The sequence below is a fragment of the Photorhabdus bodei genome (genome assembly GCF_003287735.1).
In the GTDB taxonomy this organism is placed as follows: Bacteria; Pseudomonadota; Gammaproteobacteria; order Enterobacterales; family Enterobacteriaceae; genus Photorhabdus; species Photorhabdus kayaii.
Genome location: NZ_NSCM01000002.1, coordinates 172957 through 194567, shown reverse-complemented (window position 1 = coordinate 194567; position 21611 = coordinate 172957). Strand labels below are relative to the sequence as shown.

23 protein-coding genes, 1 tRNA gene and 2 pseudogenes are annotated in these 21611 nt (G+C 39.4%); 11 read left to right on the top strand and 15 right to left on the bottom strand.

Annotation, left to right across the window (positions count from 1 at the left end; genetic code table 11):
• The first annotated feature begins 65 nt into the window (after positions 1 to 65).
• Positions 66 to 1325: a tryptophan permease gene (mtr, locus tag CKY02_RS02820; protein WP_112894146.1), complete on the top strand. Its 1260-nt coding sequence runs from the start codon at positions 66 to 68 to the stop codon at positions 1323 to 1325.
• Between the two features lie 132 nt (positions 1326 to 1457).
• Positions 1458 to 2030 (top strand): elongation factor P-like protein YeiP, encoded by a 573-nt coding sequence (gene yeiP, locus CKY02_RS02815; RefSeq protein ID WP_112878518.1) that lies wholly within the window; start codon positions 1458 to 1460, stop codon positions 2028 to 2030.
• 231 nt (positions 2031 to 2261) lie between these two features.
• On the opposite strand, the gene CKY02_RS02810 is transcribed toward yeiP, so the two are convergent.
• A complete protein-coding gene (locus tag CKY02_RS02810; RefSeq protein ID WP_238399031.1) occupies positions 2262 to 2606 on the bottom strand; it encodes a hypothetical protein in 345 nt (114 codons plus the stop codon).
• Between the two features lie 400 nt (positions 2607 to 3006).
• On the opposite strand from CKY02_RS02810, the gene CKY02_RS02805 reads away from it, so the two are divergent.
• Together CKY02_RS02805 and mepS are read left to right on the top strand one after the other, a co-directional pair.
• The gene (locus tag CKY02_RS02805) at positions 3007 to 3711 is read left to right on the top strand and encodes a phosphatase PAP2 family protein (RefSeq protein WP_112894145.1); all 705 of its coding nucleotides are present in this window, start codon (positions 3007 to 3009) and stop codon (positions 3709 to 3711) included.
• Positions 3712 to 4059: 348 nt separating this feature from the next.
• Complete coding sequence (gene mepS, locus CKY02_RS02800; RefSeq protein WP_112894144.1) at positions 4060 to 4650, top strand: bifunctional murein DD-endopeptidase/murein LD-carboxypeptidase; 591 nt, start codon at positions 4060 to 4062, stop codon at positions 4648 to 4650.
• Between the two features lie 69 nt (positions 4651 to 4719).
• Here the strand turns inward: mepS and CKY02_RS02795 are convergent, their stop codons facing one another.
• The 3 genes from CKY02_RS02795 to rsuA all read right to left on the bottom strand — a co-directional run bounded on the left by CKY02_RS02795 (position 4720) and on the right by rsuA (position 7995).
• Positions 4720 to 5064, bottom strand: coding sequence for a YejG family protein (locus tag CKY02_RS02795; protein WP_112894143.1), 345 nt, complete (start codon positions 5062 to 5064; stop codon positions 4720 to 4722).
• Positions 5065 to 6065: 1001 nt separating this feature from the next.
• Complete coding sequence (locus CKY02_RS02790) at positions 6066 to 7250, bottom strand: Bcr/CflA family multidrug efflux MFS transporter (RefSeq protein WP_112894142.1); 1185 nt, start codon at positions 7248 to 7250, stop codon at positions 6066 to 6068.
• A 43-nt stretch (positions 7251 to 7293) separates the two neighbouring features.
• Complete coding sequence (rsuA, locus tag CKY02_RS02785; RefSeq protein WP_112878522.1) at positions 7294 to 7995, bottom strand: 16S rRNA pseudouridine(516) synthase RsuA; 702 nt, start codon at positions 7993 to 7995, stop codon at positions 7294 to 7296.
• 289 nt (positions 7996 to 8284) lie between these two features.
• Between rsuA and radD the strand changes: the two genes are divergently transcribed.
• Both radD and rplY read left to right on the top strand, forming a co-directional pair.
• Positions 8285 to 10042 (top strand): DNA repair helicase RadD, encoded by a 1758-nt coding sequence (gene radD, locus CKY02_RS02780; RefSeq protein ID WP_112894141.1) that lies wholly within the window; start codon positions 8285 to 8287, stop codon positions 10040 to 10042.
• A gap of 202 nt (positions 10043 to 10244) precedes the next feature.
• Entirely contained in the window at positions 10245 to 10529 is a 285-nt protein-coding gene (rplY, locus tag CKY02_RS02775) for a 50S ribosomal protein L25 (protein WP_112894140.1), read from the top strand.
• A 72-nt stretch (positions 10530 to 10601) separates the two neighbouring features.
• Here rplY and yejK read toward each other — a convergent pair whose 3' ends face one another.
• Positions 10602 to 11606, bottom strand: coding sequence for a nucleoid-associated protein YejK (gene yejK, locus CKY02_RS02770; protein WP_112894139.1), 1005 nt, complete (start codon positions 11604 to 11606; stop codon positions 10602 to 10604).
• Positions 11607 to 11876: 270 nt separating this feature from the next.
• Between yejK and CKY02_RS02765 the strand changes: the two genes are divergently transcribed.
• The 3 genes from CKY02_RS02765 to CKY02_RS02755 all read left to right on the top strand — a co-directional run bounded on the left by CKY02_RS02765 (position 11877) and on the right by CKY02_RS02755 (position 14028).
• Positions 11877 to 12104: a YejL family protein gene (locus CKY02_RS02765; protein WP_112894138.1), complete on the top strand. Its 228-nt coding sequence runs from the start codon at positions 11877 to 11879 to the stop codon at positions 12102 to 12104.
• A gap of 32 nt (positions 12105 to 12136) precedes the next feature.
• On the top strand, positions 12137 to 13876 hold the full coding sequence (yejM, locus tag CKY02_RS02760) for an LPS biosynthesis-modulating metalloenzyme YejM (protein ID WP_112894137.1): 1740 nt from the start codon (positions 12137 to 12139) through the stop codon (positions 13874 to 13876).
• Between the two features lie 75 nt (positions 13877 to 13951).
• A tRNA-Pro gene (locus tag CKY02_RS02755) sits at positions 13952 to 14028 on the top strand.
• A 139-nt stretch (positions 14029 to 14167) separates the two neighbouring features.
• Here the strand turns inward: CKY02_RS02755 and CKY02_RS25475 are convergent.
• From CKY02_RS25475 to CKY02_RS02740, 3 genes are all read right to left on the bottom strand, one after another.
• Positions 14168 to 14335, bottom strand: a complete 168-nt coding sequence (locus tag CKY02_RS25475) for a hypothetical protein (protein WP_240001981.1) — start codon at positions 14333 to 14335, stop codon at positions 14168 to 14170.
• A gap of 14 nt (positions 14336 to 14349) precedes the next feature.
• Positions 14350 to 14631, bottom strand: a complete 282-nt coding sequence (locus CKY02_RS02745; RefSeq protein WP_240001980.1) for a DUF1902 domain-containing protein — start codon at positions 14629 to 14631, stop codon at positions 14350 to 14352.
• 214 nt (positions 14632 to 14845) lie between these two features.
• A complete protein-coding gene (locus CKY02_RS02740; protein WP_112894132.1) occupies positions 14846 to 15505 on the bottom strand; it encodes a DUF4431 domain-containing protein in 660 nt (219 codons plus the stop codon).
• Positions 15506 to 15605: 100 nt separating this feature from the next.
• On the opposite strand from CKY02_RS02740, the pseudogene CKY02_RS02735 reads away from it, so the two are divergent.
• Positions 15606 to 15956: pseudogene (locus tag CKY02_RS02735) on the top strand (DUF4277 domain-containing protein); the annotation flags it as partial.
• A gap of 366 nt (positions 15957 to 16322) precedes the next feature.
• Here the strand turns inward: CKY02_RS02735 and CKY02_RS02730 are convergent.
• The 6 genes and pseudogenes from CKY02_RS02730 to CKY02_RS02705 all read right to left on the bottom strand — a co-directional run bounded on the left by CKY02_RS02730 (position 16323) and on the right by CKY02_RS02705 (position 20030).
• Entirely contained in the window at positions 16323 to 16604 is a 282-nt protein-coding gene (locus CKY02_RS02730) for a type II toxin-antitoxin system YafQ family toxin (RefSeq protein WP_112894135.1), read from the bottom strand.
• On the bottom strand, positions 16591 to 16854 hold the full coding sequence (locus CKY02_RS02725) for a type II toxin-antitoxin system RelB/DinJ family antitoxin (protein WP_112894134.1): 264 nt from the start codon (positions 16852 to 16854) through the stop codon (positions 16591 to 16593). Before CKY02_RS02725 ends, CKY02_RS02730 begins: the two co-directional genes overlap by 14 nt.
• A 402-nt stretch (positions 16855 to 17256) precedes the next feature.
• A pseudogene (locus CKY02_RS25470) lies at positions 17257 to 17601 on the bottom strand (BRO-N domain-containing protein); the annotation flags it as partial.
• Between the two features lie 216 nt (positions 17602 to 17817).
• The gene (locus CKY02_RS02715) at positions 17818 to 18477 is read right to left on the bottom strand and encodes a DUF4431 domain-containing protein (RefSeq protein ID WP_112894132.1); all 660 of its coding nucleotides are present in this window, start codon (positions 18475 to 18477) and stop codon (positions 17818 to 17820) included.
• 540 nt (positions 18478 to 19017) lie between these two features.
• On the bottom strand, positions 19018 to 19440 hold the full coding sequence (locus tag CKY02_RS02710; protein WP_112878661.1) for a tail fiber assembly protein: 423 nt from the start codon (positions 19438 to 19440) through the stop codon (positions 19018 to 19020).
• 2 nt (positions 19441 to 19442) lie between these two features.
• Positions 19443 to 20030 (bottom strand): gp53-like domain-containing protein, encoded by a 588-nt coding sequence (locus CKY02_RS02705; protein WP_112894131.1) that lies wholly within the window; start codon positions 20028 to 20030, stop codon positions 19443 to 19445.
• A 467-nt stretch (positions 20031 to 20497) separates the two neighbouring features.
• Between CKY02_RS02705 and CKY02_RS24255 the strand changes: the two genes are divergently transcribed.
• Positions 20498 to 20653, top strand: a complete 156-nt coding sequence (locus CKY02_RS24255) for a hypothetical protein (protein WP_162119853.1) — start codon at positions 20498 to 20500, stop codon at positions 20651 to 20653.
• Positions 20654 to 20687: 34 nt separating this feature from the next.
• Here CKY02_RS24255 and CKY02_RS02700 read toward each other — a convergent pair whose 3' ends face one another.
• Positions 20688 to 21452 (bottom strand): phage tail protein, encoded by a 765-nt coding sequence (locus CKY02_RS02700; RefSeq protein WP_112894130.1) that lies wholly within the window; start codon positions 21450 to 21452, stop codon positions 20688 to 20690.
• Between the last annotated feature and the right edge of the window lie 159 nt (positions 21453 to 21611).

Here is a 21611-nt window from a genome sequence, read left to right as displayed (position 1 = left end):
CACTCTATAGACAAAAATGTATCTTTGAGCTAGTACAAAGAAACAATATACCAGCAGGAGTTAATATGTCCATTGAGACACCCCAGAGTTTAAAGCGCCCTCCCATACTGGGTGGTGCAATGATAATTGCCGGAACTGCTGTCGGTGCAGGAATGTTCTCTACTCCTGTGGCAACTTCCGGTGTCTGGTTTACTGGCTCAATTATTCTGCTGGTTTACACATGGGTGTGTATGTATTTTTCCGGCTTGATGATACTAGAAACCAACCTGAACTACCCATCAGGTGCAAGCTTCCATACCATGACTAAAGATTTACTCGGTAAAGGATGGAATGCAATCAATGGCATCTCTATTGCATTCGTACTTTATATATTAACCTACGCCTACATTTCAGCGGGTGGCTCAATTATTGCCCACAATTTTAAAAATATTATTTCGATATCACAGGCAAATGCTGGCTTTATTTTCGCTTTTATCGTTGCATTTATTGTCTGGTTATCGACTCAAGCTGTCGATCGTTTGAGCACAATTTTGATCGGCGGTATGGTTATTACTTTTTTTATGTCGGTTGGCGGCATGTTTACCGAAGTGAAATATGTCATTCTGTTTAATCAGACGGATGCTATATCAAACGACACGACAACAAGTTATATATCTTACGCTTTAGCCGCTCTGCCCTATTTACTGGTTTCATTCGGATATCACGGTAACATCCCAAGTTTAGTAAAATATTATCATAAAGATAGAAAAGCCGTTATTCGCAGCCTATTATTAGGCACATTAATCGCATTAGCTATTTATATCCTGTGGCAATATGTCATTCAGGGAAATATTCCTCGCGAAGCATTCAAACAGATTATTGCTGATGGCGGGAATATCGGTGATTTATTAAAACACATGGATAATACAACAAACAGCAAAACTGTTCACCAGCTTCTAAATGCCTTCTCTTATATGGCATTAGCAAGTTCATTCCTGGGTGTCTCCTTAGGGTTATTTGATTACATAGCCGATTTTTTCGGTTTTAAAGATAACAACTCCGGCCGGTTAAAATCTGCATTAGTGACATTTATTCCACCAACAGCGCTAGCTTTACTGTTCCCCAATGGCTTTCTATATGCCATTGGTTTTGCTGGATTCGCTGCAACCATCTGGGCTGTCATTATTCCAGCACTCATGGCTCGGGCAAGTCGCCAGCGCTTTCCTGAAGCCAGTTACCGAGCGCCAGGAGGGAAATTCCTCATTGGGTTCGTCATTCTGTTTGGTTTGATAAATGCTATAGCTCATATTTTGTCCTCTCTTGATTTATTACCTGTGTATCGTTGATATATAAGACATTCTTACTACAACCCCAATGTAAAAAAACAGTGGGGTTTTTTAATCCCTACTTGCCTAATGTCTTGACTGCGAGTAATTTTGTCGCCGATTATTCTCTTGTGGTTTTATGGAAGGTTACATATGGCTAAAGCCAATGAAATTAAACGCGGTAGCGCCGTCAGTTATAATGGTAAGTTACTGCTGGTTAAAGATATTGATATTCAAGCACCAAGCGCCCGGGGAGCTAGCACATTATATAAAATGCGCTTTACTGATATCCGCACTGGTCAAAAAGTGGAAGAACGCTTCAAAGGCGATGATATCCTTGATACGATCAACCTAACTCGTCGTAGCGTTAACTTTTCCTACATTGATGGCGATGAATATGTTTTCATGGATGATGAAGATTTCACACCTTATCACTTTAAAAAGGAACAAATCGAAGAAGAGTTGTTATTTATTCCTGAAGGTGGCCTGCCTGGTATGCAAGTTCTGACAATAGAGGGGCAAGTCATTGCCCTTGAACTACCACAAACAGTCGATATGGTTATTGAAGAAACAGCCCCTGGAATTAAAGGCGCTTCAGCCAGTGCACGAACAAAACCAGCCAAAATGAGCACCGGACTCACCGTGCAAGTACCTGAATATATCAGTAGCGGGGAAAAAATCCGTATTCATATTGCAGAACGCCGCTATATGGGGCGTTGCGATTAATAATATTAGCTAATTCTGAGTTACCCGGTATAAAACAGGGTAACTCACTTTTTATTTTATTCCATTCATTAAATCAGTCAGCTACTTTCCATTAGCATTTTGGCATAATTTAAATTCCCAAATAAAATATAATATAAATCTGCCACTCATTCATTTTAGCAATGACAGATAAAATCTCGACTCTTCTTCAATTAAACATTGAATAAATAACATATAAAATTTTTCTTAACATCAATTATAGAAAATTGTAACAACGCCAACTTTATCTTTTCCTTTTATCCATTTAATCTCTGTTACCCCCATTTGGTGTGGTAAATAAAAATAAATATCATTTTGCAAATCGAGCTTTTGTCGTTGGGTAATCTTATGTCCTTTTCGCCAACAAGTGGTGTCAGCCCAGTTATCACGCCAATCAAAACGACACGGTGATTCAACGATCGCACCAGAAAAGCGAATAACCCCTGTATTTGATGTTGTTTCTGGCTCACTATTGACAAGACCAGAAATCATCAGAAAAAAACAACCCATTATAACCCGAAACATAGACATAAAGCCCCCACCATAAAACAGCATCATTCGCTGCGATTTCCAAAAATGAAATCAATCTAGAAATCGGAAAAATTTATGAGCCTATGTATTGGTAACGGCTATTTTCATTGTTTATTTATGATTTTTAGCGATTAAAACTGATTAAGATATTTATATCTTACAATATTAGAATTATCAGAAGTAATTCTCAATAAATTAAGAATTTACAACCTTAAACACCCCAAGATCACTCAATAAAATCCATAGAATTGAACAGGAATACCAAAGTAAATAAAAAAATGCAGGAAAAAGCACAACAAAGTAGATAACAACAACAAATTAACTTATGATTAAGAACTGTGACATTATTACTCAATATTTGTTATATTAACCTACATAATTGTAAGTTTAGTTACCACTTATCTTATTTTTAACAAATAGGTCTCCCATGACACGCAGTCACCCATTTGCCATATTTATACTGAACCTGTTAGGTATCACTTTATTTCTCTCCTGGTATTTACCAGAGCATCATGGTTTCTGGCTCAAGATCGACTCTGCAATCTTCTACTTCTTTAATGAGAAATTAACATCAGGCTCAACATTCACAGAATTTGTAGCATTTGTGAATATCAGGGCCTTCGATGTCATTTCACTTTTATGTATGGGATTGCTGTATTACAACACTTTTCGTAAACAGAATTACGATGGCAAACGCAGATTATTCATGATTGGCTTGGTCATGATAATAAGCGCAGTTATACTTAACCAAATCGGTCATCTACTCCCTGTTGTCCGTCCAAGCCCAACATTAACCTTCGATCATATCAATCGTATTAGCGAAATGACCAATCTGGTAACAAAAGATGCATCAGGTGATAGCTTTCCAGGTGATCACGGATTAATGCTCCTGATTTTCAGCTGCTTTATTCTTCGATATATCTCAGGCAGGGCATTCTGTATTGCATTACTCATTATGGTAATATTTGCGTTACCTCGCATCATGGCAGGAGCTCACTGGTTTACTGATATTGCAGTCGGTTCTTTATCTCTGGTGCTAATCGGAACAAGTTGGCTACTATTAACACCATTAAGTGACATAATGATTAACTGGTTGGATAAAAATCTACCGCAAATTGGCCGCCCAATTTAAGATCTTTCCCATAAACTCTTTTTACTGAATCATATCGGGAAGGTATTTAACCTTCCTAATAGTTCATAAAACCCACATAAATTAGCAACACTCCTGATCTCTCCCATTTAGAAATCTAATTTTTTGTAAATTATGTCATTAAATACTCGCCTTTTCCTGATTGTTTCTGTACTCTCGATCTGAATAACATTTATTGTAAATATCGTTATAAAACGTGGCATCGGACGCGTTTTTTCGCCAAGCGCGTTGTTTACTCATTGTTTTTTCTAACACCAGGCTTTGAAGCGTTTGATATTTTTCAATAATAGCGACCAACTAAGGTAAGGATAGCAAGGGAAAACAAAAATAATGGTCAAGTCTCAACCGGCACTGAGATACATTACGCGGCTGATACCCGCGCTGTTCGTAGCGATCACCTTATCCGCGTGCAGCTCACCAGATTCATCAAGGTTTCGTAACACACAAACTGATACGCATGCAGTAAATGGTAAGAACGGCTTCTTACTTCAAGCGTCTCAGGATGAATTCGAAGCACTCGTTCGCAATCTGGACATAAAATCCAAAATTCTTAGCCAATACAATGGCTGGAAAGGGGTTGCCTATCGACTCGGTGGCGATACTAAACGCGGTATAGATTGTTCTGCCTTTGTTCAACGTACTTTCCGTGACCAGTTTGGCATGGAACTACCACGTTCAACATTTGAACAACAAAATATTGGCAAAAAAATCGACCGTTCAAGATTACGCCCTGGCGATTTAGTTTTATTTAAGACAGGTGCCCGTACCAGGCATATTGGCATCTATGTTGGCAATGACCAATTTGTTCATGCCTCTACTAGCAATGGTGTAATCGTTTCCAGGTTAAGCAGTACATACTGGAGCAAACGTTATTATGGTGGTCGCCGGGTCATCAGCAATAGTATGGTACCTAACGGCTAAAAATTTTTCCCTTGCCCCCTTGCCCGCAAAAAAGCGCTCCCATTAAAGGAAGCGCTTTTCGCGTATATATCAAAATGGATAAAGCGCTGTTATCTTTTCAGCAATGGCAGCGCCAAGTGTCTTCAAACGACACATAACCGCACTTTCGTCTTCACTATTAATAAATAAGCACGGCTGACCTTCCAACTCAATCACAGTGCTTCCAATTTGCATATCAGCAAGTGATTGCTGTAATTTTTGCATAACATTCCACGCAGCCTCGTCTTCGTGGCTGAGTAACTTCAACCCCATCAGGCTGCTTTCTGCATTCACTTCATCAACCGGAAGCGGCTCAACTTTGATACCCACAAAACCGGGTGACCACTTGTAACTTTGCGGCAGCCGATGTACTACCGAAAGCTGAATATTATTCACGAATCATTCCTACCTGAAAGAACATAGATACAAAAGTTAAAGTTAGCGGCTATCTTCAGGTGTTCTACTCGCCAAAACCGAATAACTAACCCCCAAAAAAGGTAAACGAAAAGTTAAATTTGTGTTTATAGTATTACATTAATTCCAAATTTCACCTTAGAAAAAGTGAGATCAATCTCTCATTTCTCATATATTTATACTTTTTTTAAAGAAAACTCAACTAATTTTTATGCAAAAACCCAACTTTATGTTTAATGATTGTTTACATATTTTATTTTTTCAACTCAACACTTTAACATAAAAATCAAATAAGAACTGTAAAAACAAATAGATAACAATGTGTTTTATAAGGTATAATTAATGACAACCTAATGATAACGTCGTTTAATTTTTGTTAATTTAACAAAAATACAACAATGACTTATAATCACTATCAATGCATCAATAACAATTTATTCACACAGCAAAACATTTCGGAATTTCCTTATAGTAAAAAGTTAGCTTCTCAGCTCAACAGGAATATAAAAATCAACAAATACGCAACAGCAATAATAAAAAAATAAACTCCCCTTGCCGTCGCGATGCATCTTGAAATCCATAGGGTATATTATGCATAACCAATTTTTCAATTTTCCTGAATATTCAGGAAAAACATTCTCTTTACTGACATTATCGTTTTTAATGATAATGTTAGTAATACAGAAAATGCAGCTAATACTACAAAGCTATTACAACCTCGTTACTTAATGGCAAATCTTAGAATAACAAAAAATAGCATAATTTTCTGTTCTAATTGGTTATCTTTAATAAATAAGATTAAATCTTACCCCTGTCAATCAAGAATATATCAACGAAAGTAGACATATATTTTAGAATAAAAAAATTTCTCAACAATCTCACATAAAATTATAACCAGACAACATCATCAAAAATATTTTTCGCTTACCCTAATTTTCTTTTGAAGGAAAAGGCTGCGCATGAAAACAGCCTTCTGTTTTTATTTATCGCCGCTTTTTTGCGTATATAATAAGCAACACAGCCAAAGTAACAGATAAAACCATAGAACCAACCATTGGCCAGGCATTACGTGCAGGTAACATAGCAAGTAATATACCAACCAAAGCACTAATACCAAAACGAACTGTACCTGCCAATGAAGACACCGTTCCGGCCATATGTGGATAATCATCTAAAACCACTGCCATGACATTGGATGTAATCATTGCAATACCACATACATAAGCTGCAACACCGATGACCAGAGCAATAAAGCCAAAATCGAGCGCGGTAGACAGTAACAACCAGACCCCCATCATAAACTGCACACTCAAACCAAAATACATCATCTTCAACGCACCAAAACGCCGGACATAGCGACTATTTATTGTCGTCATCACAAACAGAAATACGATGTTAAGCGCAAAGTAATAACCAAAGTTCTGGGGCGAAACACCATTCAACTCAATATAAACAAATGGCCCTGCACTGAGAAAAGAGAACATTCCCGCAAATGAAAAACCGCTGGCAAGCATGTAGCAAAATACACGACGCTGGCGAAATAACATAATAAACTGGCTTACGGTTGTACGAAGATGAAATTTTTGTCTTTTTTCTTTTGGCAAAGTCTCTTTTATAAAGAAAGCGACAAGGAATACAGCAATAACAGAAGCCACCGCAATACTCCAGAAAATCGCATGCCAAGTGAACCAAATCATTATCATGCCACCAAGAATTGGAGCAATTAATGGGGCAATGGTCATTACCAATATCACAAAAGACATGCTACGCGAGAATTCGTCTTTGGTGAACAGATCTCGCATTAGCGCATTAATGACAACACCCGCTGCTGCGGCGGAGAATCCATGCAAAAAGCGCATATAAATAAAATCATCGATATTCTGAACCATTGCACACGCAGATGAAGCTAGAGCAAATACAGTAACCCCACCCAGAATAACCGGCTTACGCCCCAAACTGTCAGCCATTGGACCATATACCATCTGACCGATGGCAAAACCAAGAATATAACTGCTCAGCGTCATCTGAACCTGTCCGTTACCTACACCGAAATCCTCGGCAACAGTCGGCAAACTCGGCAAATACATATCAATGGCAAGGGGCATTAACATAGAAAGTAGCCCAAGGATTAAAATCAGTCCCAAATAGGATGATCGTTGTTGTTGCACGTATATTGCTCCAATAATTTAAAATAATTAACTAAAACCAGAATTAAAGAAGAGTGACACTGGCAATTTCTTGCTCAGTTAATGATCGGTACTCTCCTGGCTCCAGTTCAGGAGCTAAGATGATTTCACCGATTCGCTCACGATGAAGCGAGGTTACCCGATTACCTACCGCTGCAAACATACGTTTTACCTGATGATAACGCCCTTCACTAATCGTCAGACGGGCTACTTGAGGCTCCAGAATTTCCAGCTGGGCGGGTTTTGTCACTGTTTTTTCACCATTAAGTTGCACACCTGCAAGAAATTTATCTGCCGTCTCTGCTGCAACTGGACATTCAAGTGTGACTAGATATGTTTTTTTACAATGATGTTTCGGGGAAGTAATACGGTGAGACCATTGGCCATCATCAGTTAGCAAAACCAGACCCGTAGTATCCATATCCAACCTACCCGCGGTATGTAATTTATGCGCTACCGGCTCATCAATAAAATAGAGCACCGTTGGATTTATCGGATCATCGGTGGAACAGACATACCCCTGTGGTTTATTTAGCATAAAATAACGAGGTCCTTGCTGCTGTTCCAATAATGAACCATCAAACATAACCTGTTGCTCTGGAGTTAATTTATAAGCTCCCGTTTTTACAATCTCATCATCAACAGTGATACGCCCCGCACGCAACTCACGCCCTACGTCATTCCGACTGATACCAAGCTGTTGTGACAAAAATTTATCCAATCGCATGGATGAAGACACCTATATTAATTAATTTAAAAATGAACGTGATCCTCTACTATTTTGGCACTACCTCGGCACTACAACACAGAGCCACCAAAAAAGAAGATATGAAATGAACCCAAAAGATTTCAAAGCTAATCATAACTATGTTTACTATAAACAACAATTATCTATTTATTATAACCAGTCATAGTTTCACTCAATCAGATAATTATCTTACTTTGACTTCTGTCCACAGAAAATTGATAAGGAAAATGTTACTCTTTTGCGAATATTTTTCGGTTGCGAAACAATTATGACTTTTACTTTACGTCCCTATCAGCAAGAAGCCGTGGATGCCACCGTCAATCATTTCCGGCACCATCATGAGCCCGCGGTCATTGTGTTACCAACTGGAGCAGGTAAAAGCCTGGTTATTGCTGAACTGGCAAAATTAGCTCGCGGGAGAGTATTAGTATTGGCTCATGTAAAAGAATTAGTTGTACAGAATTACAGCAAATACTGCGCATACGGTTTACCAGCAGATATTTTTTCCGCGGGATTGCAGCAGAAGCAAAGCACAGGCAAGGTGGTGTTTGGCAGTGTACAATCTGTTGCCCGTAATCTTGAATATTTTGACAATCAATTCTCTTTGCTGATAATTGATGAATGCCACCGTATTAGTGATGATGAAAACAGCCAATATCAGCAAATTATTCATCACCTTCGGCAAAATAATCCACAACTACGTATTCTTGGCTTAACGGCGACACCTTACAGACTGGCTATCGGCTGGATATATCAATATCACTATCACGGCATGATCCGTGGTGATGAAAGTCGTTTTTTTCGTGATTGCATCTATGAATTGCCCCTGCGTTATATGATTAAACACGGTTTCCTAGTCCCGCCAAAACGGCTAGATATGCCCGTTATGCAATATGATTTCAGCCAAGTTCGCTCTAGTCAGCAAGGCATCTTCAATGAAACTGATTTAAATCACGAAATCAAACGACAAAAACGCATCACCCCCCATATTATCAGACAGGTTATTGAATATTCCGCTGATCGCAAAGGTGTTATGCTTTTTGCCGCAACTGTCGAACATGCCAAAGAGATTTTTCAATTACTCCCTTCCGGCCAAGCTGCATTAGTCAGTTCTGATACATCAACCGCTGATCGTGATCTGTTTATCGAAGCCTTTAAAACTCAGCAATTGCGCTATATGGTTAACGTCGCCGTATTGACAACTGGATTTGACGCTCCCCATGTTGATCTGATAGCTATTTTACGCCCTACTGAATCCGTCAGTTTATATCAGCAAATTATCGGTCGGGGTTTACGATTATTTCCCGGCAAAAAAGATTGCCTAATTCTCGATTATGCAGGAAATCCTCACGATCTCTACACACCAGAAGTTGGCAGCAATAAACCGGATAAACAGAGCCAACCGGTTCAAGTATTCTGCCCTATCTGTAACTTCGCTAATCTATTTTGGGGAAAATGCACCTCCGACGGTGAAATTATTGAACACTTCGGCCGCCGCTGTCAGGGTTGGGAAAAGGATCAATGCGGCAAACGCCATCAATGTGAGTTCCGCTTTCGTTTTAAACTCTGCCCTCATTGCAATGCAGAAAATGATATTGCAGCGCGGCGTTGCCACAGTTGCCAGGAAGTGCTGGTTGATCCCGACGATATGTTGAAAGCCGCATTGAAGCTCAAAGATGCACTGGTACTGCGTTGTGGTGGCATGCAACTCATCTCTGAAACTGACAGTAAAGGCGAATGTCTGAAAATCATCTATTACGATGAAGATGGTGCTGATGTTTCGGAACGCTTTCGGCTGACAACCCCTGCCCAACGACTAGCCTTTGAGCACCAATTTCTCCGTCAGCATCAACGTGCCCCGGCAATACCTTTTGACTGGAAAACCGCCTCAGATATCGTTCGCCGGCAATCTTTATTACGCCATCCAGATTTTGTTGTCGCCCGTAAAAAAGGCCGATTCTGGCAAATTCGTGAAAAGATCTTTAATTACCAAGGGCGTTTTCGACGAGCAGATGAATTGTATTAAAATGAATTGTATTAAAATGAATTGTATTAATAGGTTCAGATTGACCTATTCCATTTGCTGTAACTGCCATTTTTCGCTAGAATGCCGCCCGCTTAACACGGTGTTACTATGTTAGTTACTATGTTAAATGTTAAGCCAAATCTCGAACCTGCCGCTGGGTCGCCTGTAGCAGGATTTATTTTCTTCTTGAAGAGAAAAAATAATGTTTACTATTAATGCAGAAGTACGTAAAGAGCAGGGCAAAGGTGCGAGCCGCCGCCTGCGCAGAACTAACAAGTTCCCAGCTATCGTATACGGTGGCAACCAAGAACCAGTTTCTATTGAACTGAATCATGATCTGGTTATCAATATGGAACACCAAGCTGAATTTTATAGCGAAGTTCTGACCTTGGTTATCGACGGTAAAGAAACTAAAGTTAAAGTGCAGGCTGTACAGCGCCATCCGTTTAAGCCAAAACTGACGCACATTGACTTCCTGCGTGCTTAATTAGCCACAGCCGAGCTTTTCGGGACGCCGAGTAAATAACGCCGCATTTGCGGCGTTATTTATTTCTTAGCATCAATGACCACCACGATGACGCTGTAACTGATCTCGTAAATTTGGCGGCGTGCCTTTAATAGTTAAAGTATCCGTTGCCGGATCCCAAAAAATTCTTTCACCAAATAACATTGCATCAAAATTGATTGTTAATCCGCCACCACTACCGGCAAATTTAGTCAACTGGCGTAACGTACTGCGATCAGCCGGAAAACTCTCTTCCAGCTCATATCCTTGTTCCTGAGAAAACTGCTGAAAATTCTGTTCTCCAAACGAGGGTAATGCCTGAGACAACGCCTTAATTTCTATTTCCTCTCCCGCCTGCAATTGTTCATTACAATAGCTGTATACTTGCTGACGATAGGCTTGACGCTCATTCTTATCAAGCTCACCAGATTCACAATAATCATCAACTGCTTGTAACAGACCTTTATTCTGAACTTTAGCATTCATACCTTCACTAGCAGCGAGAAAATCCATAAAGAAATCTGAAACTTTACGCCCTACCCGGCCTTTCAGGAATGTTAAATAACGGCTTGATTCAGGATTAGCCTCCCACTCCGTCAAATCTATGCGAGCAACAATATCTGCATGAGGAATATCCAGATAATGCGTAGTATTTAAATCCAGATTATCGTTAACAGACATACTGTTACAGCTATTAAGTACGGCAATCAATAAATACTCTACCGCCAGATAGCGATACTGACAAAACAGGACCGTCCCTCCCTCGGCAAACGGATATTTTGCCAGTTCATCCCTCAAACGTGCCGTTGCTGCACGACTGAACCCAAGAAAATCTTCATCACCTTTACGCTGATGTCTGAGTGCTTCCGCCAATTCACTATCTTCATTAAATAAGCCGTAAGCTTTACTTTTTGCGCTGTATACTCGGTGTAATTCAGCCATCATATCTTCCACCACTTGATCGGTGGCGAGCAAAGAATCACGCAGCACGACATCTAATGTCTGTTCATCACGCTTGATTAATTGATGCAAGGCAATCTGGTCTATTTGCAGACTCATTCTTTCTACTCCTTTCGGCTGACTTCACGCATTTTTAAACACGCATTCAAACACCGATAACAAACGACTGCAATAAAAAACCCCCAAAAAAAATAACATTTCATCATCTGCCACCAACTATAATTTGCTGACAGATATCAAAAAATTGCTAAAAGTAGGCTATTACTGCAACATAATCTTAACCGTAAATTAATTTGCCACAAAAGAGCAGAAAATCACGCATCTATACGGTAAGATAATGTGCTTTGTTAGTTCAGGAAGTTTAAATCTATGCCACAGTCATCTCGTTACAGTGACGAACACGTTGAACGTTTATTAACAGAACTCGTCAGTGTTCTGGAAAGAAACCGTACCCCGACAGACCTTTCTCTAATGGTGCTGGGCAATATGGTGACAAATTTAATCAATACGAGTATATCTCCTGCACAGCGCGGACATATTGCTGACTCGTTTGCACACGCGCTTAAATCTTCCGTAAACGAAGATAAAGCCCATTAATTTTTAACTAAAGACCACAACGTAAACAAAATATGGTGACTAGCCGTCAGCGTTATCGTGAAAAAGTTTCCCAGATGATTAGCTGGGGGCACTGGTTTGCCCTGTTTAACATCCTGCTCAGCCTTGGACTGGGTAGTCGTTATCTATTTGTTTCTGACTGGCCGGGTTCACTATTCGGTCGGGTTTATGCTCTGGCTAGTTGGCTGGGGCACTTTAGTTTTATTGTTTTTGCTGCTTATTTGCTGGTTCTGTTTCCACTGACATTTATTTCCATGTCGCAGCGCCTGCTCAGGTTTCTTTCAGCCATTTTCGCTACTGCCGGACTGACACTGTTAATATTCGATATTGCCATATACAACCGTTTCCACCTTCACCTTACACCTTTAGTTTGGGATTTAGTCATCAATCCTGATCAAGGGGAACTGGCGCGAGAATGGCAGCTAATGTTCATCTGTATCCCGGTCATTTTTCTGATACAGATGTTATTTGGCACCTGGAGTTGGCAGAAACTACGCAGCCTGAATCGGCAACGATTTGGTAAGCCACTGGCTGCCGTCCTTATTTTGGCCTTTGTCGCTTCCCATCTGATGTATATCTGGGCTGACGCTAATTTTTATCGTCCGATCACCATGCAACGTTCCAACCTACCGCTCTCCTATCCAATGACAGCGCGTAAATTTCTTGAAAAACATGGTTTGCTGGATCAACAAGAATATCAGCGCCGCCTTATGCAACAGGGTGATCCTGCTGCGCTGACAGTGGAATATCCACTTAATGATCTGACTTATCTGAATAAAGGAAGCGGATACAACCTGTTAATACTGGTAGCTGATAAGCTGGATAATGAAGATATTACCGAGAATATGCCTGTGCTCTCTCATTTCAGAGAAACCAACATTCAGTTTAATCAACATTTCAGCACCGGGATTCAAAATGATACTGCCTTATTCGGGTTGTTTTATGGCATTTCTTCTGGTTATCTGGATGGAATACTGGCTGGACGTAAATCATCAGCGCTGATTAATGCCCTGACTCATCAGGGATATCAATTTGGCCTATTCTCTTCCGTGGGATTTGACACTCCGCTTTATCGTCATGCATTACTTTCCGACTATTCATTACCTATTGAGGTCAACCAAAGCAACCAACTCACCGTCGAACAATGGCAGCAATGGCTGAATTTACCCAATACTAACGCTCCTTGGTTCTCCTTCTTGAGGCTAAGTGGCTTGGATAAAGCAGATGCAGTAGGAAATACCGCAGCTTTTGATGGTCAGATTAATACTGTACTAGAGACACTAAAAAACAAAAATGTACTGAACAATACGGTCATTGTTATTACCGCTGAACACAGTGAACTTGCCGCGACACATCCACCTAAGTGGATAAATAATGGCAGATTCAATCGTGCTCAAATGCATGTTCCACTGCTGATTCATTGGCCAGGAACACCATCACAGACAATTAGTAAACTGACAAGCCATCAGGACATCATGACAACATTAATGCAACGTTTGTTGCACGTCAGCAATTCTCCTGATGATTATTCTCAAGGCGAAGATCTATTTGCAGCACAGCGTGATAACCCGTGGATAATTACCGGTGATGATGGTTCCTTGATCATTACAACCAGTGAAAACACCTTGTTCTTGGATAAAAATGGTGACTATCACCTATATGACCTGGAAGGCAACGAAATCAAAGATGCTAAACCCAATCTGGCACAACTGTTACAGATACTAACCGAGGTTAAACATTTTATAGCCAACTAAATGCTTAAAAATCAATCGGTCACAAAATTCAGTGCTTGCTTTTAGATAAAAAATCAGTACTATAATAGGGATTATCGGCATGTAGCGCAGCTTGGTAGCGCACCGTCATGGGGTGTCGGGGGTCGTAGGTTCAAATCCTATCATGCCGACCAAATTTCCCTAGAAAAACCAACCTGTTAGGGTTGGTTTTTTTATGGCTGTAATTTGACTCTGGTAAAACTCCGATTCCATATCTGGTATTTACCTATGCGACTAAACAGTTGGAATATCACCTTCCGATGAAACAATAACTCACGGAAACCCGGTTACATCACATTGCAAGCAGTCTAACTCTCCAGGATGAGTTGTAACTTTAAACTCATGAGAAGTCCCCTTTTTAGGCTTCATCTCAAAACCAAGAGCAGTAAGTCCTTGAATGACTTCGGCGTATTTCAACGGCATTAATTTATTAAAAAACATAGCGTTGCCCTACATCAAGTGGGTTCGCACTGCTCATTAAAAACTTTAGCCATACCACAATCTTTTCTGTTCATAAAAATTCGAAAGGCAACTCGCCAATATTTAAACCACATAGATAGTGGCGCTTTTCGGTTTAACATTTGTTTGGCGTACTGAGGTTCTGATTTCACCTCATTGAGATAATCTTCAATCTGGACTTCGAGTTTATTTACTGCTTCATCTATATTGTCACCCTGAGCGGTCAAAGAAAGCTCCAAACAGGCAGCTATATACACCCTATCTTGACGATAAGCCATGCAACGTAATCTCATTTTTCTTCCCCTCTTCTATGCATCAGGGTAGTTAGATCTATACAGACCGTATAGAGATGAGTGTAATACATTTAGTATTGACCAAGTAAACCTTGCTGAAGTTTACCTTGATAACCAATCCAATTCTTTATTACCCGATGGACGATAGAGCCACTTCTTAGCTATTGTCCAGCAAAATACCTGCGTGATTACTTCCAAACTATTTAGCGGCTTCAATTCGTTGGGTTTCAAGCATTATCGGTGTATGGTGATGTCCAGTAACCGCGTACATAATGGTTCCGGTTACGCGCACGCGGTGTCCGATAAGGCTTCGATACACGGTATAAAACTCATCCTCAACCACCAGTTGCATAAGACTACGATCCCCAAATTCTGGTGCCCCTGTAGCGCATTTTATCGCCTTATCCGGTTGCAATACCCAATAAGTTTCAGGGCTATCCCCGTTTTCCACGCTTTCGTAATTTGGTGGGCCGGGATAGGTAATCCTTAACAAGGTGCCATCAAGCGTGATTTTTTGCCTTTCTTTATAGCAGTTCTCTGTTGCTTTATCTGCGGCAATCTTTCTGTACATTTCAGATGACCGATGATACCAGTCTTGAAGACATTCAACTGCCACGCATTTTTCGCGAAGTTCCCAATTCTGTTTTACCAGAGCCTTAAAGTCCGCATCGTTGTTGGTGGCCAGTTTGGCCTGAAGGTAATTAATATATAGGTTGTCGTCAGCTTGGGATAATGCAGGGGTCGAACAGATTAACTTTTCAGCCTTACTGGTGGCTTTTGCGCAATCAAAGCTCGCACCGAATGATAGGAATGACACACCACACAGTATTAATACCCAAAAACCTATTAGTGTTCTCATACACTACTCCTATTGGTGATTTTTCAGCATTATTCTAAATCCGTCATTCCGCACCGTATTTCTGATTTAAAAATAGTGTGATCTTACACAGGTTTTTTGTATTGATGCCATTATCCCAAAATATTCATCGCATACCGTCTCTCACGGCGACGCTTTTCTGGCGATGCTCCTTAACGAGCTGGGGTTTCACAGCCGGACATTGCACATGTTTTCCGGCTTTTTTCAACATAAGCCGATTGCGCGTTTAATTGGCGCTGACATTGAAGCTGAACACCTTAATGATGATGTGATCGGCCGTACACTGGATGCCTTATATGAAGCGGGGGTGTCGGAAGTTTATCAGGTGCTTGCTGAGCAAGTGGTTGATAAGTTGGGGCTAAAGCCCGATTCCGTTCATTTGGATATCACGAGTTTTCATGTGAATGGTGACTATGACAGTATGTTGGGGGATGATACAAAACTTCCACAAGCAGGACATTCAATATTTGATTCATCTCCAATAAATTCTATCATACCATTATTCCTATCAACATTTCATAACTAAATATAACTGATATTAATAAATTTTTGACAAAAAAGTATACTGTTAATAAAACCATTAAGTGTATAAAAACACAGTACAGTAAGCACTGAAATATATAAAGCAGTTTTTCCCTGTTAAATGATCTATTTTGATAGATAATTACTATTATTTTCTATTTAATATATTAATTAATAGAAATTATAATGAATCGTTATAACCAATTTCCCGACCTGCAAATTTTTTGTAGGTACATACAAAAGCCCCATATGAACTACCCCTACCAAAGAAGATGATCTATAAACCAAGTTCTGAGTGGGAACCAAGGCGGACAAGGCGCAATGTATCCGCATCGGGTTTCTGATAAATCAGTATCAAGTCAGGCTTAATATGACAATCTCGAAAATCCTTCCAATCACCAGAAAGAGCATGATCGCAATATTTCAGCTCCAACAAGCTATCAGAAGCCAATAATTCAACCACTTGCATCAGTGCATCATCAAGAATTTCACGATGCCGACCTTTCTTTTCTCTCTTGTAATCTCGCTTGAACTGGCTTGCGTAATCAATCGTCCTCATTGAGATCGGCCATTAAATCTTTCACTGTGGAGAATGATTTACCGCGACCTTTGCGAGCTTCTTTCATTGCGGCTATTGTTGTCTCGTTGGGTATCAAAGGCTCAAAAGGTAACACTTTTTCTCTTGCTACTCGCGTTAACATCATGCGAACGGCATCTGATACAGTCAGCCCCATAGCAGCCAGAACCGCAGCCGCCTCTGCTTTGATCTCCCCATCAATACGGGTTTGTACTAATTGGTTTGTAGCCATGTTAAGAACTCTCATTGAATTACATTGTAATGCAATTGTAATGCAATGAATGTCTATAATCAACTAACGAGCAAAAAACAAACCTGCTACGATGGCGGGGTTTCGTTAATTAGCAAGCGATCCATACATTTCTTTCCAACTTTTATATGTCGCATACGGGTATATTTTAAATTTTCCATCCCTAGCTTGGAGTTAGTACTTCCAACTGTTTTTCATGTTCAACAGATTTTCTTTATGAATGATGAGATAACCGGCTTTTTGGGCTAACTCCATGAATGTATCAAGAGTTAACACTTCCTCATCAGAATGTAATATCTTTTGACTGGCTACGGTTCCATTTTCTACTGTCATTAAGATTCGTCCATTAAATGATAAACCAGAAATCATCGAACTGTGATCACTTCCCGCCTTACGAATTGCCGGTAATACTTCACCAGTTACCCATTTGCGGAACTGATGAGGAACAGATCCTTGCTTAATTGCATCACGACAACGAAGTACTAAAGTATACATTCCTGATTCGCTGACAACATTAATATCATCCTGATGCCCTATATTAAACACAGACCGCTCATCATCATCTAATCTTTCAATAGCTTGCGTGATATTTTGAATTTCCAAAGCAGAGCAAACATCGTGAGCAACAAACCACGGCTCACCATCTTTATTGATCATACGGATTTCATGAGACCCGAATTTGAATGTAGTGAGATTACTCTCAGAATTAATTTTAGCTAATGTGCTCATGTAGTCACCTCGCTAGAGTCTTGATATTTTCAGTCACAAGAATTTGCTCACAAATGCTCTTTGAACCATTACCTTTGACAACAACTATAATTTTACGTTCAAGTAAATCTTGCTGAAGTTTATCTTGATAACCAATCCAATTCTTTATTACCCGATGGACGATAGAGCCACTTCTTAGCTATTGTCCAGCAAAATACCTGCGTGATTACTTCCAAACTATTTAGCGGCTTCAATTCGTTGGGTTTCAAGCATTATCGGTGTATGGTGATGTCCAGTAACCGCGTACATAATGGTTCCGGTTACGCGTACGCGGTGTCCGATAAGGCTTCGATACACGGTATAAAACTCATCCTCAACCACCAGTTGCATAAGACTACGATCCCCAAATTCTGGTGCCCCTGTAGCGCATTTTATCGCCTTATCCGGTTGCAATACCCAATAAGTCTCAGGGCTATCCCCGTTTTCCACGCTTTCGTAATTTGGTGGGCCGGGATAGGTAATCCTTAACAAGGTGCCATCAAGCGTGATTTTTTGCCTTTCTTTATAGCAGTTCTCTGTTGCTTTATCTGCGGCAATCTTTCTGTACATTTCAGATGACCGATGATACCAGTCTTGAAGACATTCAACTGCCACGCATTTTTCGCGAAGTTCCCAATTCTGTTTTACCAGAGCCTTAAAGTCCGCATCGTTGTTGGTGGCCAGTTTGGCCTGAAGGTAATTAATATATAGGTTGTCGTCAGCTTGGGATAATGCAGGGGTCGAACAGATTAACTTTTCAGCCTTACTGGTGGCTTTTGCGCAATCAAAGCTCGCACCGAATGATAGGAATGACACACCACACAGTATTAATACCCAAAAACCTATTAGTGTTCTCATACACTACTCCTATTGGTGATTTTTCAGCATTATTCTAAATACATTAAAGTTAAAATTACAACCTGAATTTTTTCTAACTTGCAATTCCCTCATCAGGAGACTAATTATGTTTTCAACTCTTGATTTCCTCGAAGTCATCAGGGAATATTCAGCCCAATGCTACACAACTGTGAATAATCTGAGCACATCTATTTAGCCTCGCGCTGCGGAATTAGATAAGTTCTTCAAGCATCGCTAATTCGATATTGAGATTAAAAAATCCGAGTCCTGTTAAATACAGAACTCAGACTTTAATAGCAGCTTGACTTAAAACATCCCGTTTTTGGTATCAATTAGAAGATAAGAAGTGTTTACTTTTGCACTGTTCAATATCCTGTTGCAAACCAAAACGAAAAGATTTTTATCGAGTATATTCAATAATAAAATCCTGTTACAAACAATTATCTTGCAACAATATTATGTGCTAATTTCAAGTCAGATTTATTACTCAATGTTAACAAAACCATTATAAGAATAATCTGTTTATTCAGGTCAATGTCATTATTTTGGCTGTTCCGGCCATTCAATATCGGCAGCCTGTGAAGTATCAATCCTGTTCAGCATTACTCTATACTTTTTCCATACCAACAGAGCCGCTTCCTCTTCTTTAGTCGCAATTCCTAAATCAACAGCATCTTGTAATGGTGCTATCTGCTGGCTAGCTTCCACAATAAATTGTTGTTTTTTACTTTCAATATATTGCTGCAATTCCTCTTTTGTTGGTGGAGGAATATCGGCCCATTCCGGTAAACCATTTTGACCTGCTATACGATATTTTCCTTCTGGTACATTATTCGCAGCGTATTCTTGATAAATATCAATACTAACTTCCATAATATCATCAGGCAATGAACCAGAAGCAATATAATTTTGTTTCAATTCTATTGGGTAGAACGCATTTGTCTTTGCACTATAAAAATACATAATTAATATCCTATCGCCAAATATCTCACTAAATTATTTGATAGTTCATGTATAGAATTTCTGCACGTCACAATAAATTGACTTGCAGAAATAGGCATAGCAGCAACCCCAGATCCATAATTACCAAAATCAGGATATGTTGCAACAATCTGAAAACAAGCATTAGGAAATGGGATGGTGAAATTTCTGTAATCATTTATATCCATAGAGCCGCTTGCTTGCCCCCACTGAATAATTATTCCAGTATCACCACATTTCCACCAACCGTTCACAACCTTATTAGCAGTATTCACATTAAGATTACAACATTTCGCAATTTTTTGTTCTAACACGTTTTTTAATTGTGCGGTAATTTTGGTTACATTGCCATCATCCACAACATCAGTGCCAGATTCTGTCGCAATAAAATCAGCTACAGCAGATGATATGGTTGATGCTTGACGTAATATCTTATTTAATACGTGATTAGGAATATACTGATTGTCTGGAAACCCAACCAGCAAATCCGAATATGCTTCATAAAGTTGTTGACTGAATACATTTGCTTTATCGCTAATAGCAAAAGCTTTAAAATCATTTTTGGCACTCATACACATCTCCTCAAATTAAATAACATGATTTCACAATAAACATATTGAACTATCACTAAAGATAATTTCTCACAATTCACATCAATAACAGTCTAGTTTAGAAAAACAATAATGAAATATTTTTATAACTAAAATGAGTAACTATTTTTATATAATTGGCAACAATAAACAACCAATGTATTGCAATCAAAAACATCCCCAAAATCATTATATTCAATATTGGAAATTATTATTTCCCATATCTTTATTTTTCCTTCGATTCTTTTTTCTTTAAGTCGCGAATATAACCATTACAATATTTTAATTATAACATCAACAAAATGGCCTGAATAAACAGCCCATTTATTCAGGCCCGTTAACAGCGATTTTTCCTTGTCATTTTCTATGTTATTCATATATATACCCTATGGATTTCAAGATGCATCGCGGCGGCAAGGGAGCGAATCCCCGGGAGCATAGATAACTATGTGACCGGGGTGAGTGAGTGCAGCCAACAAAGAGGCAACTTGAAGGATGACAGGTATAGTCAAAATCCATATTTAAATTCTGGCTATATTCTTAGAGCATTCACTGAAAGATTACTACCTGAATTAGTATCAGACGAGGAAATAAATAGGTGTTAGCCTAATATCCTCAAAATAATAATTTATCACTATCTTATACACCTAAATAAATTACCGGTATCATACTGACATTTAATGGGCGGTTTTCGTCTGCCGTTGGTACTACCTTTGATGCATCAAAAGTAGCATATGCTGAATATCCATGATCACTATTAGCCCCCGTTCCCGCAGCAACGATTGTTGCGGTACTTCTAACACCATAAAATGCGCCACTGGTACGAGTAAAAAGCCCATGCCCCTGCCATCCCACATTACCTGTAATATTTCTAATCGCATCTCTCTGTATTACACCAGGCTGCAAGCCTGCTCGCACAAATATCCCTCGCCCATCAACAAACAGATTAGGGAGATTGATTTTATCTCCATTCTGTTTGATTCCCCATGCTGCTTTATATGCATTGGATAAATTATTCAATGCCTGACCAACAGTTGAATTGATCGCATAAACATCACCATTCGCAATATACTCTCCTTTAGCTAAATCTGATGCTGGATGTGCAGATAAATAGATATCACCCGGTCGTTTAGCACCGGCATAAAAAATTTTGCTTAATTGTGCAGTGAGTTTAGCTATATCACCATCATCCAAAACATCCTCGCCAGATTGTTCCTCAATAAAATTAGCCACAACAGATGCCATTATTGACGTTTGGCGCAATACCTTATTTAACACATGAGTGGGAACAGTATATGATGTAAATCCAGTCTGCAAGCTTGGATCTGATTCATAACCTTGTTGACTCACTACATTAGCATTATTACTAACAGCAAAAGCTTTAAAATCATTTTTGGTACTCATATACATCTCCTTAAATTAAATAACATTGTTTCATAATAAACAGATTGAATTATCAATAATAACGAAATATTTTTATCACTAAAAGGGATAACTGTTTTCATATAATTAGCAACAATAAACAAGCCGATATATACCCCTCTGGCACGAAAAATAAGTCCA

Bases quoted from the DNA above. Each gene is read 5' to 3' on its own strand.
- CKY02_RS02810 (WP_238399031.1), bottom strand. From the start codon at position 2,606: ATGATGCTGTTTTATGGTGGGGGCTTTATGTCTATGTTTCGGGTTATA.
- yejK (WP_112894139.1), bottom strand. From the start codon at position 11,606: ATGAGTCTGCAAATAGACCAGATTGCCTTGCATCAATTAATCAAGCGT.
- yeiP (WP_112878518.1), top strand. From the start codon at position 1,458: ATGGCTAAAGCCAATGAAATTAAACGCGGTAGCGCCGTCAGTTATAAT.
- CKY02_RS02730 (WP_112894135.1), bottom strand. From the start codon at position 16,604: ATGAGGACGATTGATTACGCAAGCCAGTTCAAGCGAGATTACAAGAGA.
- mepS (WP_112894144.1), top strand. From the start codon at position 4,060: ATGGTCAAGTCTCAACCGGCACTGAGATACATTACGCGGCTGATACCC.
- radD (WP_112894141.1), top strand. From the start codon at position 8,285: ATGACTTTTACTTTACGTCCCTATCAGCAAGAAGCCGTGGATGCCACC.
- CKY02_RS02740 (WP_112894132.1), bottom strand. From the start codon at position 15,505: ATGAGAACACTAATAGGTTTTTGGGTATTAATACTGTGTGGTGTGTCA.
- CKY02_RS25475 (WP_240001981.1), bottom strand. From the start codon at position 14,335: ATGTTTTTTAATAAATTAATGCCGTTGAAATACGCCGAAGTCATTCAA.
- CKY02_RS02765 (WP_112894138.1), top strand. From the start codon at position 11,877: ATGCCACAGTCATCTCGTTACAGTGACGAACACGTTGAACGTTTATTA.
- CKY02_RS02700 (WP_112894130.1), bottom strand. From the start codon at position 21,452: ATGAGTACCAAAAATGATTTTAAAGCTTTTGCTGTTAGTAATAATGCT.
- CKY02_RS02725 (WP_112894134.1), bottom strand. From the start codon at position 16,854: ATGGCTACAAACCAATTAGTACAAACCCGTATTGATGGGGAGATCAAA.
- rplY (WP_112894140.1), top strand. From the start codon at position 10,245: ATGTTTACTATTAATGCAGAAGTACGTAAAGAGCAGGGCAAAGGTGCG.
- rsuA (WP_112878522.1), bottom strand. From the start codon at position 7,995: ATGCGATTGGATAAATTTTTGTCACAACAGCTTGGTATCAGTCGGAAT.
- CKY02_RS02705 (WP_112894131.1), bottom strand. From the start codon at position 20,030: ATGAGTGCCAAAAATGATTTTAAAGCTTTTGCTATTAGCGATAAAGCA.
- mtr (WP_112894146.1), top strand. From the start codon at position 66: ATGTCCATTGAGACACCCCAGAGTTTAAAGCGCCCTCCCATACTGGGT.
- CKY02_RS02805 (WP_112894145.1), top strand. From the start codon at position 3,007: ATGACACGCAGTCACCCATTTGCCATATTTATACTGAACCTGTTAGGT.
- CKY02_RS02710 (WP_112878661.1), bottom strand. From the start codon at position 19,440: ATGTATTTTTATAGTGCAAAGACAAATGCGTTCTACCCAATAGAATTG.
- CKY02_RS02715 (WP_112894132.1), bottom strand. From the start codon at position 18,477: ATGAGAACACTAATAGGTTTTTGGGTATTAATACTGTGTGGTGTGTCA.
- yejM (WP_112894137.1), top strand. From the start codon at position 12,137: ATGGTGACTAGCCGTCAGCGTTATCGTGAAAAAGTTTCCCAGATGATT.
- CKY02_RS02745 (WP_240001980.1), bottom strand. From the start codon at position 14,631: ATGGCTTATCGTCAAGATAGGGTGTATATAGCTGCCTGTTTGGAGCTT.